The sequence below is a fragment of the Rhodococcus sp. 27YEA15 genome (assembly GCF_049739425.1).
In the GTDB taxonomy this organism is placed as follows: domain Bacteria; phylum Actinomycetota; class Actinomycetes; order Mycobacteriales; family Mycobacteriaceae; genus Rhodococcus_F.
In genome coordinates, this window is sequence record NZ_JBMHHW010000001.1 from 5287101 (window position 1) to 5298843 (window position 11743).

Annotated in this window: 10 protein-coding genes, 1 tRNA gene and 1 pseudogene; 7 read left to right on the forward strand and 5 right to left on the reverse strand. The window is 63.0% G+C overall.

The features are described 5' to 3' along the window. Positions 1-61: 61 nt before the first annotated feature. The 4 genes from ABH922_RS24655 to ABH922_RS24670 all read right to left on the reverse strand — a co-directional run bounded on the left by ABH922_RS24655 (position 62) and on the right by ABH922_RS24670 (position 3295). The gene (locus tag ABH922_RS24655; RefSeq protein ID WP_424809433.1) at positions 62-958 is read right to left on the reverse strand and encodes a glycosyltransferase; all 897 of its coding nucleotides are present in this window, start codon (positions 956-958) and stop codon (positions 62-64) included. Next, positions 955-1761 (reverse strand): ABC transporter ATP-binding protein, encoded by an 807-nt coding sequence (locus ABH922_RS24660; RefSeq protein ID WP_424809434.1) that lies wholly within the window; start codon positions 1759-1761, stop codon positions 955-957. The genes ABH922_RS24655 and ABH922_RS24660 overlap by 4 nt, the downstream gene beginning before the upstream one ends. Before the next feature lie 12 nt (positions 1762-1773). Next, complete coding sequence (locus ABH922_RS24665; protein ID WP_424809435.1) at positions 1774-2646, reverse strand: ABC transporter permease; 873 nt, start codon at positions 2644-2646, stop codon at positions 1774-1776. Between the two features lie 85 nt (positions 2647-2731). Further along, positions 2732-3295: a bacterial proteasome activator family protein gene (locus ABH922_RS24670; protein ID WP_424809436.1), complete on the reverse strand. Its 564-nt coding sequence runs from the start codon at positions 3293-3295 to the stop codon at positions 2732-2734. A gap of 149 nt (positions 3296-3444) precedes the next feature. On the opposite strand from ABH922_RS24670, the gene ABH922_RS24675 reads away from it, so the two are divergent. After that, positions 3445-4647 carry a cysteine desulfurase-like protein gene (locus tag ABH922_RS24675; protein ID WP_424809437.1) on the forward strand — a complete coding sequence of 401 codons (1203 nt, stop codon included), beginning with the start codon at positions 3445-3447 and terminating at the stop codon, positions 4645-4647. 66 nt (positions 4648-4713) lie between these two features. Here ABH922_RS24675 and ABH922_RS24680 read toward each other — a convergent pair whose 3' ends face one another. Next, entirely contained in the window at positions 4714-5703 is a 990-nt protein-coding gene (locus ABH922_RS24680; protein ID WP_424809438.1) for an NAD(P)H-quinone oxidoreductase, read from the reverse strand. On the opposite strand from ABH922_RS24680, the gene ABH922_RS24685 reads away from it, so the two are divergent. From ABH922_RS24685 to ABH922_RS24710, 6 genes and pseudogenes are all read left to right on the forward strand, one after another. Next, a complete protein-coding gene (locus ABH922_RS24685; protein ID WP_424809439.1) occupies positions 5702-6940 on the forward strand; it encodes an alpha-hydroxy-acid oxidizing protein in 1239 nt (412 codons plus the stop codon). The genes ABH922_RS24680 and ABH922_RS24685 overlap by 2 nt on opposite strands. 128 nt (positions 6941-7068) lie before the next feature. Beyond that, positions 7069-7494, forward strand: a complete 426-nt coding sequence (locus tag ABH922_RS24690) for a MarR family winged helix-turn-helix transcriptional regulator (RefSeq protein WP_424809777.1) — start codon at positions 7069-7071, stop codon at positions 7492-7494. A gap of 52 nt (positions 7495-7546) precedes the next feature. Then, positions 7547-7636, forward strand: a tRNA-Ser gene (locus ABH922_RS24695). A 457-nt stretch (positions 7637-8093) separates the two neighbouring features. Next, positions 8094-8807, forward strand: coding sequence for a hypothetical protein (locus tag ABH922_RS24700; protein ID WP_424809440.1), 714 nt, complete (start codon positions 8094-8096; stop codon positions 8805-8807). 99 nt (positions 8808-8906) lie between these two features. Further along, positions 8907-10005: pseudogene (locus tag ABH922_RS24705) on the forward strand (transposase). A gap of 709 nt (positions 10006-10714) precedes the next feature. Further along, positions 10715-11665 (forward strand): squalene cyclase, encoded by a 951-nt coding sequence (locus ABH922_RS24710; protein ID WP_424809441.1) that lies wholly within the window; start codon positions 10715-10717, stop codon positions 11663-11665. The last annotated feature ends 78 nt before the right edge of the window (positions 11666-11743 follow it).

Genomic DNA, 11743 nt, shown 5'->3' on the forward strand with positions numbered 1-11743 from the left:
ACGGACGCACCATGCGTCGTCAGGTCATCGTCTCAGGCAGCATTCGATCGGTGCAACCGATTTAACTCGGACGCTCGAACTTCTCCTCGCGGCCGAGTTTGCGCAGACGCATCCACTCCCGCAGCCCGGCCGGATCGCGGCGGGTCACGATGAAGTACCAGCCGAATCGAACCCATTCCTGTGGAAGCAGTTTCCGCATACCCGGCTGGGACAGAAGATATCCGCGGTTGCGGTAGGTGAAGTAGCGCTTCGTCTCGTTGTCCGGATACTGGGTGTGCATCCGCCCGCCGAGGATCGGCTTGAACTCGTCCGCCCCGTTGGGATGAACGTAGGCGGTCTGCAGGCAGGTGCCGAACTTCAGGCCCGAGCGGACCAGACGGCGGTGCACTTCCACTTCGTCGCCGCGCACGAACAGACGCAGATCCGGAACACCCACCGCGTCTATGGCGTCGGCGGTGAACAGTGCGCCGTTGAACAGCGAGGCGATGCCGGGCAGGAGGTCCTCGTCACCGAGTTCGGAACGCAGCCGACGCCATTCGACGCCGCGACGCAGCGGGAACGCCAACCGGTCCGGGTTGTCGATGTCGCACACGACGGGGGAGACCTCGGCGAGATCGTGTCGCAGCGCACAGTCGAGAAGCGTCTCGAGAACGTCGGGGCCTTCCGGGCGGCCGTCGTCGTCGGCGAGCCATACCCGGTCCGCCCCGAGGGAGAGTGCGTACAAGATGCCGAGAGCAAATCCTCCGGCGCCACCGAGGTTGTGCTTGGAGCCGATGTAGCTGGTGGGAAGTGGCGCGCTGTCGACGAGTTCACGCACGTCGTCCTCGTCGGCGTTGTCGACCACCACGAGGTGATCGAGCGGGCGCGACTGCGTACTCAGTACTTTCAGCGATTCGGCCAGTAGTTCACGGCGCTTGTGGGTGACGACGACTCCGACGATCTTCTCGGGTGCGGTCATTCGGACGACTCTCGTTCCATGTCCGCGATGACGTGGCGGACGTGATCGGCGGCGTCGTCACCCTCGTAGGCCCGCACGACGTCCTCGATGTCGCCCTGCATGCGGATCGTGCCGTGATCGACCCACATCGCGCTGTTGCACAGCTGCGCCAGGAACTCGTTGGAATGGCTGGCGAAGACAAGGATGCCGGAGCGTTCCACGAGTTTCTGCAGCCGGATGCGTGCTTTCTTCATGAACTCGGCGTCGACGGCACCGATGCCCTCGTCGAGTAGCAGGATCTCGGGGTCGATGCTGGTGACGACGCCCATCGCGACGCGCACGCGCATACCGGTGGAGTAGGTGCGCAACGGCATCGCGAGGTATTCGCCGAGCTCGGTGAAGTCGGCGATCTCGTCCATCTTGGCGAGCATCTGCTTGCGGGTCTGCCCGAGGAACAGGCCGCGGATGATGATGTTCTCGTAGCCGGATATCTCGGGGTCCATACCGACGCCGAGGTCGAAGACCGGGGCGACCCGGCCGCGGATACTGGCCGAACCTCGCGTCGGCTCGTAGATGCCGGAGAGCAGTCGAAGCAGTGTCGACTTACCGGCACCGTTGTGGCCGACGAGTCCGACGCGATCGCCTTCCTTCAGCGTCATCGTGATGTCCTTGAGGGCTTCGACCACGACGACGTCGGAGTCGTTGCGGCCGATCGATCCGCCCGCCTTGCCGAGAAACGCCTTCTTCAGGGAACGCGACTTCGCGTCGAAGATGGGGAAGTCCACGCACGCGTTCTGCGTGTGGATGCTCACTGGCCGGCTCATTTGTGTCTTCCCTCAAACCCAGTAGGGCACACGGGCCCGGAACTTACGAAGAGCCAAGATCGCGACGGCCCAGCCGACGACGGTGATGGCGAGGACTATGTACCAGTGGTACGCGTGCTGGTTCTGGCCGATGAGCGGGGCCCGAATGATCTCGAGGTAGTGATAGAGCGGGTTGATCTCGGCGAGACGGACGCGCTCGGCGGACTGCCCGCTCTTGTCGGAGAGTGCCTGTGTCGTCCACATGATGGGCGTCAGCACGAACAACAGCAAGGTCAGGCTGCCCAGGATGGGCGCGATGTCCCGGTAACGAGTGGCGAAGATGCCGAATACTATCGACACCCACAGTGCGTTGAGGACGATCAACAGGAACGCCGGAATCGCGGCCAGCGCAGTCCAGCTCAACTTCTCCCAGATCCCGAATGCGAACAACAACACCACGTAGATCACGATGTTGTGCGCGAAGAACAGCACTTGTCGCCACACCAGACGGTAGACGTGCACACTCAACGCCGACGGCAGCTGCTTGATCAGCCCCTCGTTGGCGATGAACACTTCCGAGCCCTCGATGATGGACGCGTTGATGAGATTCCACACGATCAGGCCGACCGTGACGTAGGGCAGGAACTCTTTGAGCGGGATGTCGAGCAGCGCCGAATACAGCAGGCCCATCGCGGCGGCCTGGACGCCGGTGGCGATGGTGATCCAGAACGGGCCGATCACCGAGCGGCGGTAACGCTGTTTGATGTCCTGCCAGCCCAGGCTCAGCCACAACTCGCGCTGGCGCAGACCGTCGCGCAGGTCTTTGAAGGCGCGACGGAACGTCTGGGAGTCGGACGCGGGCAGTGGCACGCCCGGAGTCTCGGATTCGGTTGCTGATGCTGACACGGTGCTCGAGCCTACCGGCCGCGGGTCGGAGTCCGGCGGCTCCTCGGTCTCCGAGCCCGGGATGGCCGTACTGCCCGGTTCGCGTCTACAGATACTGGCCGGTCCCGGGGACCTGCTGCTCGGGGTGCTCCGCTCCGTGCGGGGCGCCGATGCTCATGCCGGGGGGAAGAGCACCCTGTCGGATCTGCTCGAGCTGTGCACGCGCTGCCATCTGCTGAGCGAACACGGCGGTCTGTATTCCGTGGAACAGGCCTTCGAGCCACCCGACGAGTTGGGCCTGGGCGATGCGCAGTTCCGCGTCCGAGGGGATCGAATCATCGGTGAACGGCAGACTCAGGCGCTCGAGTTCCTCACGCAACTCGGGAGCGAGTCCTTGTTCGAGTTCGCGGATGGACGACGTGTGGATGTCCTTGAGTCGAACGCGGCTGGCGTCGTCGAGCGGCGCGGCGCGTACCTCTTCGAGCAGCTGCTTGATCATGGTGCCGATGCGCATGACCTTCGCCGGTTGCTCGACCATGTCGGCGACGGATTCCGGTTCCGCTGCGGAGGAGGTGCTGTCGGCGTCGGGGGCGGTTTCGGCGTTGGGCGCCGGCGCCGGATTGCCGTCGGGACCTATGACGAGTACGCGATCGTTGTCTTCGTTGGTCATGCGTCCCATCTTCTCATCCCGGTATTCGGACGCAGGTCTGAGACAAACGTGATCAATCCCCCATATTGATAGCTGCAATGTAACTGTACTGGTGAGTAGTTAAGCGACTGCCTTCGACTCACGGCCCGTCTGCCCCTAGAGTGACGTGCATGGCTTACGACGTCGCCCGCGTACGGGGATTGATTCCCTCACTCGGTGACGGCTGGATCCATCTCGATCCCCAGGCCGGAATGCAGATCCCGGACGCGGTTTCACGATCGGTGTCCACAGCCTTCCGCGCATCGGCATCGTCATCGTCCGGCGGTCACGTGTCCAACCGTCGCAGCGCGGCCATCGTCGAGAGCGCCCGCAACGCGGTGGCCGATCTGGTCGGTGGCGACCCGGCCGGCGTCGTCCTCGGCCCCGACCGCGCCGTGCTGTTGGCATGGCTCGCAGAGTCGCTGAGTTCGCGGCTGGGCTTGGGAACCGGCCTCGTCCTCTCTCGTCTCGACGAGGAGGCCAATGTCGCGCCCTGGTTGCGTGTAGCCGGCCGTTACGGTGCGCACGTGCGCTGGGCGGAAGTCGAAATCGAGACATGCGAACTTCCGAGCTGGCAATTCAACGATCTGATCACCTCGACCACCAGGTTGGTCGCGGTGACCGCGGCTTCGCCGATCGTCGGATCTGCACCTAATGTCCGGGTGGCAGCAGATCGTGTCCACGAATTCGGCGGACTCATGGTCGTCGACGCCGTCGGTGCTGCGCCGTACGCGCATGTCGACATCGCGGAACTCGGGGCCGACGTCGTTGCGGTCAGCGCGCCGTCGTGGGGCGGGCCCCAGGCCGGTGCCCTCGTCTTCCGCGATCCCGGACTGCTCGACCGGATCCCTGCCATGTCACTGAACCCCTACGCCCGCGGCGCCGAGCGTCTCGAGGTGGGCGCACACCAATTTGCGCTGCTGTCCGGGTTGACGGCATCCATCGATTTTCTGGCCGATCTCGACGAGTCGGCCACCGGAACGCGTCGCGAGCGACTCGAGACATCCATCAGTTCACTGCAGGACTATCAGGACGGCTTGTTCGAGCACCTGATGCGCTCGCTGTCCGCTCTGTCCAACGTGATGATCCTCGGCCGCGCACCGACGCGGGTTCCCACGCTCAGCTTCACCATGGAAGGGCTGGCGGCCGACAAGGTGGCTGCGCACCTTGCCGACCAGCGCATAGCGACCGTGAGCGGCACTCACGGCGGCTCCCGGCTGCTGGACGCCCTGGGAGTCAACGACGAGGGCGGTGCCGTCACGATCGGATTGGCGCCCTACACGACCCGACACGAGATCAATCAACTGGTGGCAGAGCTCGACACCTTGGGCTAAGAATTCACCCCGACGTATACGTCTGCGGGAGTTCGCCCTGGTGGTCGATGCGCAGCACCCCGGATCTCACTGCATAGTGAGGATCACCTTGCCGATGGTTTCCGGTGAATCGAGCAATTCATGGGCAATCCCGACCTCGGTGATCGGTAGCTCGGTGGAGACGATCGGGTGTACCGCTCCGTCCGCGATCAGCGGCCACAGTTTCGAGCGGACCGCCGCGACGATGTCCGCTTTACCGCCAGGGCCGGTCAGCGCCCGACCACGTAACCCGGTGGAGGCGATGTTGCCGCGCTTGGCCATCAATCGCGAGATGTTCAGCTCGCTCTTCACACCGCCCTGCATTCCGATGATCACCAGGTGGCCGTCCAACGCCAACGCGTCCACATTCCGTTCGAGATACGACGCACCCATGTTGTCGAGGACCACGTCGGCTCCGTGCCCGTCGGTGGCGTGGTGGAGTTCGGCAACGAAATCGGTGTCCCGATAGTTGATCAGGATGTCGGCGCCGAGCTCGCGGCAGCGCTCGAGCTTGTCCGCCGAACCGGCCGTGACGGCGACCGTCGCGCCGAGAGCCTTACCGACCTGGATCGCGTGAGTGCCGATTCCGCCGCCGCCGCCGTGAACGAGCAGCACCTGGCCGCGACGCAGATTGCCGAGCATGACGACGTTGGACCACACCGTGCATGCCACCTCGGGGAGGGACGCGGCAACTCGTAGGTCGACGCCGTTCGGGATCGGTAGCAGCTGAGTAGCCGGAACCGCGACTTTCTCGGCGTATCCGCCGCCCGCCAGCAGGGCGCAGACTTCGTCGCCGACGGCCCAGCCCGTCACGTCCTGGCCGATCTCCGAGATGACACCGGAGCACTCGAGACCCAGGATGTCACTCGCGCCGGGCGGTGGCGGGTAGAAACCTTGGCGTTGCAGGAGGTCGGCACGGTTGACCGCGGTGGCGGCGACGTCGACGAGGACATGTCCGCGGGGAAGTTCCGGATCGGGTCGTTCGGCCCACTTCATGACCTCGGGACCGCCGGGTTGGTCGATGGTGATGGCGTACATGGACACGACGCTAGCGAATCGGCCCGGCGGAGGATGTTTTGGCGCTACCGTCGCGAGCGTGACTTACTTCGGGAACATGCAGAACGAGATCTATCTGACCGGCCTCGGCGGGACCGTGCCGGCGTTGCCGATGACGGCGGCGGGTTTGGAGGCTGCCGCTCGCGAGCAGCTGTCACCGGAAGCGTTCGGCTACATTGCCGGGAGCGCGTCCACCGAACGGACCGCCGTGGCCAATGTTCGTGCGTTCGCGGACCACGCGATCGTGCCGCGCATGTTGCGGGGTACGGCGGCACCGGATGCGCGTGACCTGAGTGTCGAGGTGCTGGGTACCCGTTTGACCGCTCCCGTTCTCACTGCCCCGGTCGGGGTACTCGGTTTGGTGCACGACGACGCCGAGGTGGCTGTGGGTTCTGTCACCGCCGAACTCGGTATCGGCTCGGTCCTGTCGACGGCAGCATCCTCGACCATCGAAGACGTGGCGGCGGTATCGGGGGAGAACTGGTGGTATCAGCTCTATTGGCCCGCCGACGACGAGCTTGCCGAGTCGTTCGTTCGCCGGGCCGAAAATGCCGGTGCCAAGGCGATAGTCCTGACGGCGGATACTCCCGGTATGGGTTGGCGACCAAGGGATCTCGAACTGGGTCACCTTCCGTTCCTGCAAGCGAAAGGGATCGCCAACTACCTCTGCGACCCCGTCTTCCGGGCGAAACTGGCGACGCCGCCGGAAGAGAGCTCGGAAGCGCTGAAGATCGCGGTACTGACCTGGGTCTCGCTGTTCGGGAATCACGCGGTGCGGATTGCCGATATCGCGAAACTTCGCCGGTGGACGTCACTTCCGATCGCCGTGAAGGGAATTGTTCACCCCGATGATGCGCGTGCGGCGGTCGATGCCGGCGCCGACGGCATCATCGTGAGCAATCACGGTGGTCGTCAGGTGGACGGCGCCATCTCCGCGCTGGCGGCTCTCGGCCCTGTCGCAGCGGCGGTCGGCGATCGGGTCGACATCCTGCTCGACTCTGGTATTCGTTGTGGTGCAGACGTTGTCGTCGCGCTGGCGTTGGGAGCAGATGCGATTCTGTACGGCCGCCCATGGGTATACGGATTGGGATTGGCGGGGGGCGACGGAGTGCGTCATGCGTTGCGCAGTCTGCTGGCAGATCTCGATCTGACCATGGGGTTGGCGGGAATCGCATCCGTGGCGGAGATCGACCGTTCGATCTTGATGTCTAAATTATGACCTAAGTCCAAGTCACCTACTCGGGGGTAAGAGCGGGTCTAAACTGGGCAGCTGTGACGACAGAAGCGGGTACCTCGGAAACATCGGGTCGGGCAGCGGACGAGACTCCATGGCTCTCGCCCGCCGAGATGCGTGCGTGGCGCGGATACATGGACGGCAATCAGCGGCTCATGGAAATTTTGAACCGTGAACTGCAGGACGCCCACGATCTCTCGTTGGCCGACTACCGCATCCTCGTCATGCTCTCCGAGTCCCCGGACGGTGCCTTACGTATGAGCGACCTCGCCGACGGGGTCCTGTCGTCTCGTAGTCGGCTTACCCACCAAATCCGCCGGATGGAAGCTCAGGACGTCGTCGTACGTGACACCTGCCCCGAGGATGGGCGTGGCGTGCTGGCGCGGATCACTGCCGAAGGGCGGCGTCGTCTCGCCGCTGCGGCGCCCTTGCACGTCCGCGGTGTCCGGAAGAACCTTGTGGATCTACTCTCCGAACACGAGCTCGAAGTGCTGGCCGACGTCTTCGAGAAAGTCGACAAAGCCATCGGCGAACGCTGACTCGGGGGAGCCGTTTTCGCGGTAGGGGCGGGTACCCGATAGGATCGCCGACGGAAGCGTGGCAGAGCGGCCGAATGCACTCGCCTTGAAAGCGAGCGTGGCGTTAAACCCACCGGGGGTTCAAATCCCTCCGCTTCCGCCATGGTCCCTCACCTGTTCGTACAGGTGGGGGACTCTTTCGTGGGTTTCGAGCAACGTCGGTGGTGTCTGGATCGTTGTCGATGGATTAGCGTAGGCGCTCCAGTACGTCAGCTGGCGCATAGAAGTGCGGCGGGGCAGGAAACTCTGTCTCAATCGTCCGTAACTGCTGCACTCAGACATGTTGCAGGCCCCGCGTCGGAGTTAGCGACGCCCGGAACTGCGAGATTTAAGTGAATTGTCTGCCCGTAAAGACGTTGATCGGGGTCGCCCTAGCCTCGCGCTTTCACGGTGAGCGCTTCGAAACCCTGAGTCGGACATAAAGAAAGGCAATCCGACCTGGAAGAATGCGGATTGTTGAGGACCGTATTCATCCGAACGGAAGGATCACCTTTCAGGTGCACTTTTCGGCGTCCGCGCGGCGCCTGCCGCTGTATCGCACCGCCGGTTATCTTCGGTGGATGACATGTCGGTCGTGGGCGTGGGTTCTGGTGGTGGCGATGGCGCTGGCCTGGGTGTCGTTAGCCAGCAACATCACGACCGGCAGCCAACTCTTCGGTGAAGCTGATATCGCATTGGCGGTGCGTTCGACGGTCGGTAAGGTCGTGAACGCCGGAACGGTGTGGGCTGGGTTGGCGGTGTTCTCCGGTTGGTTGGTGCGCCGACCGCTCGGTGCGGTTGTGGCGGGAATCGTGTCTTTGTCTGTCGCGATCGGCGTGCATTACAGCACCGGACTGTTGTTGGGGATGTTCGACTCCGACGTGTGGGCCGACAACGCCCAGTGGCTTGGTGCAGTCGTCTTGGGTGGGCTCTTGGGCTGGGTAGGGGCGATGGGTCGCCGGGCCGATCTGTGGGGGCTCGTCTCGCGCTTGGTGGTCCCGGTCGGCGCTGTTGTGGAGCCTTTCGTGAGGCACATGTTCACGAACCCAGCCTTCATGCCGTGGCCGAACCGTGTTTCGAGTGTCGTCGCCGGAGTTCTGCTGATCGCGGGCGGGCTGGTGGGAGGCATTGCGGTCCTGGTTGTTTCGAGGGCTAAAGGGGTTTCGGCTCCAGCGCTTTCCGTATACCAGGCCTCACCGCCGGGTGGTTGGCGACCACGAATCGGTCAGCTCCAGCAGCAGTTACATCCCGGGGACACTGTGGACCGACAACGACAGGTCGATCCGGACGTGTAGGGCAGTTCGGCGAAGTGAGCGGCCGATATGTGCTGCTTCGCCGCCTTTGTCGGTAAGCATGTTGCGAAGTCTGATTGCCTGGCCTCGGGTTTCACGGTAATTCGCGGTAAACCCGTGTCACCAACAAAGAATGGTGCCCTACCTGGGATAACTCGACTTGCGACAGTTGAATCAATCACAGAAAAAAGTGGCACCATTGCGGTGAGTGAGTCTACGTTCTCGTACCCGAAACTTGCGTTGTCCCTCGCAGTCGGCGGTGACTGCCTCGCGGACATCGCCACCGTGCGCGAACAACCCGCCGTGTTCGGACCGGTCGCATCAGATGCGACAGTGTCCCGGCTGATCACCGGTCTCGCCGCTGCCGGACCGGCCGCATTGTCCGCGATCAACTCCGCTCGCGCTGTCGCTCGAAAATCCGCGTGATCGCACGCCGGTGAACACGCACCCAATCACGACATCGATCCGCAGCACCCCTTGATCGTCGACCTCGATGCCACCCTGGTGACCGCACATTCGGAGAAAGCACTCATGCGTTTGTCGAATATTTTGACCGCTCGGAGATTGTCGTATTCGGTCGGGTTCACATTGTCCGACGTGATGGCCGAAGCAGTCGACGAAATACCTGAAGATCTGTCGATACCGGCTCTGGACTCGAACGGCAAAATCTGCGGCGGTGCCTGGGCTCAAGGAACTGACCGGCCTCGTTCACTTGTCTGGCTGGCCTGCCCGAATGCGGCTCATTGCCAGAAAAGAACGACCTCATCCGGGTGCTCAACTCCGTTTGACCGACCGCGATGGTTTGCGGTTGACAGCGTTCGTGACGAACACCGAGATCGGAAGCCCGCAAACCTTGGAGTTGCGACATCGCCGTCGAGCTCGCTGCGACGACCGCATCCGGACTGCAAAAGACGCTGGTCTGACGAACCTACCGTTGCATGGTTTTGCGCAGAATGAGATCTGGTTGGCGATCGTCGCACTCGCTTCCGAGCTGACAGCGTGGATGCAGATGCTTGCGTTGAACAGCAGTGACGCACGACGGTGGAAGCCGAAACGGCTCCGCTTGCGACTGTTTTCGATTGCCGGGCACATCGCCCGTCACGCCGGGAAGACACGTCTGCGGTTGTCTCCGCGGGCGCCGTGGTCCGGTCTGATCACGGCGGCGTTGTCCAGGCTCGAGGCATTACCGGCGCCGACCTGAACCGGCGAATTCTGTTGGCACGAGCGGAAAGAACACGACTCCGGAATGTGGAATCCGGCAGCATCCCGGCTGCACACGGGTCTACTTGTCACATCCGGATACAGATTCGGGCCGTGAAAACATGACCGGCGAACCGATCCGGCCGGCAGCGGCCTCTCATGCAAGATCGAGGTTAGTCATGGGTCCATTTATTTGACAACAGAATTCGCTTTCTCACGCAGAGGTCCCTGCGGAATATTGTAAAAAAAGTACCCTTGGAAAATGCAATAAGGAGAAAAGCGTCGCAGAGTGCGACGATCGCATGTTCCTTCTTCATTTTTTCGGAGAGATTCCCATGAATGATAGCAGTCGGTCGAGAATCGAAGTTGTGGAGATCTCTCCATCAATCCATTGATTAATTGGGGCCTTCTTCGGCGCCTCGTCATTTTCGTGAGACGGGTTCGTGTTCGACTCGTCATTGGACATGGTGGTTCCTTTCGGATCTGAGTTTGGTGCGTCGATCAGTTGATGCCCAACCAGAACGGTACGCATCGTCACGCCGCCCGTGAAGCTGACAACGGTCGAGAGGGTAGTCGCCTACTACGTCTAGGGTGCGCGCTGCACCCGCGATCGACATCACCGACCTGGCGAAAGTCTCCTCCTGTTACAACCGTGCACGAACCGGATAGATGCGCTGGAAGTCCGGTTGTGCTGCACATAGTCTTGCCACATGGCACCGACTACTGCCTGGCTTCTGAACTCGGACCCGGCATTGCGTTGGCAGGTGGAGCGCGATCTGGTCGGTTCACCACCCGACGTGTGGAAGGCGACGCGGGCCCGGATCGCGACCGAGGGCTTCGGTGCCCGGTTGCTCTCACTTCAGGATCCGGACGGGCAGTGGGCGGGCGGCGCGTTCTTCCCGGCGTCCGGCGACCCCGGGGATGGCAACCAACCGTGGACTGCAACGACGTGGACGCTGAACTCGCTGCGCGAGTGGGGCCTCGACGCATCGGTGCTTCGCGAGCGCGGCACGGCGGAACTCCTTGCCCGCAACAGCCGCTGGGAGTACGAGAACCGACCGTACTGGGACGGTGAGGTCGACTGCTGCATCAATGCATGGACGGTGGCGAACGGTGTGTGGCTCGGTGTCGACGTCACCGCGAATGTCGACTGGTTCGTCCGGCATCAGCTCTCTGACGGCGGCTGGAACTGCGAATGGATCGAGGGGTCCACCCGGTCGTCGTTGCATTCGACCCTCAATTCGCTGAAAGGCCTACTTGCCTACGACGTTACAACCGGCGGCACCGATGTGACACGAGCGGCCCGCCGATCCGGTGCGGAGTATCTGCTCGAGCGCGGTCTGTTCCGTCGGTTGTCGACGGGGGCACCGGTGGGAGCGTGGGTGTCGGACTTCGGGTACCCGTTCCGGTGGAAAGCCGATGTGCTCAATGCGGCCGAGTACTTTCGCAGTGCAGCGTTGGCAGACGGTACCGCGCCGGACCTGCGGATGGCCGACGCCATCGACATGATCCGTGGTGCCAGGCAGCCGGACGGCACCTGGCTTCAGGGCGCAGTCGATCCGGGTCGGGTGTGGTTCGACGTCGACGTCGCCGCGGCGCAACCGTCGAAATGGTTGACCTTGTTCGGTACTCGCGTGCTCGAGTGGTGGGACGGCATGTGACAGTTCGGTGCAGATCGTCGCGGTACCTCGGAACCGTTGTGGCCCGGATGTCGACAGTTGTGGTCTGATCGTTTCGAC

Excerpts from the sequence above, each read along its gene's own strand:
- ABH922_RS24655 (WP_424809433.1), bottom strand. The coding sequence starts at position 958 with ATGACCGCACCCGAGAAGATCGTCGGAGTCGTCGTCACCCACAAGCGC.
- ABH922_RS24660 (WP_424809434.1), bottom strand. The coding sequence starts at position 1,761 with ATGAGCCGGCCAGTGAGCATCCACACGCAGAACGCGTGCGTGGACTTC.
- ABH922_RS24670 (WP_424809436.1), bottom strand. The coding sequence starts at position 3,295 with ATGACCAACGAAGACAACGATCGCGTACTCGTCATAGGTCCCGACGGC.
- ABH922_RS24675 (WP_424809437.1), top strand. The coding sequence starts at position 3,445 with ATGGCTTACGACGTCGCCCGCGTACGGGGATTGATTCCCTCACTCGGT.
- ABH922_RS24685 (WP_424809439.1), top strand. The coding sequence starts at position 5,702 with ATGGACACGACGCTAGCGAATCGGCCCGGCGGAGGATGTTTTGGCGCT.
- ABH922_RS24680 (WP_424809438.1), bottom strand. The coding sequence starts at position 5,703 with ATGTACGCCATCACCATCGACCAACCCGGCGGTCCCGAGGTCATGAAG.
- ABH922_RS24690 (WP_424809777.1), top strand. The coding sequence starts at position 7,069 with ATGCGTGCGTGGCGCGGATACATGGACGGCAATCAGCGGCTCATGGAA.
- ABH922_RS24700 (WP_424809440.1), top strand. The coding sequence starts at position 8,094 with ATGACATGTCGGTCGTGGGCGTGGGTTCTGGTGGTGGCGATGGCGCTG.
- ABH922_RS24710 (WP_424809441.1), top strand. The coding sequence starts at position 10,715 with ATGGCACCGACTACTGCCTGGCTTCTGAACTCGGACCCGGCATTGCGT.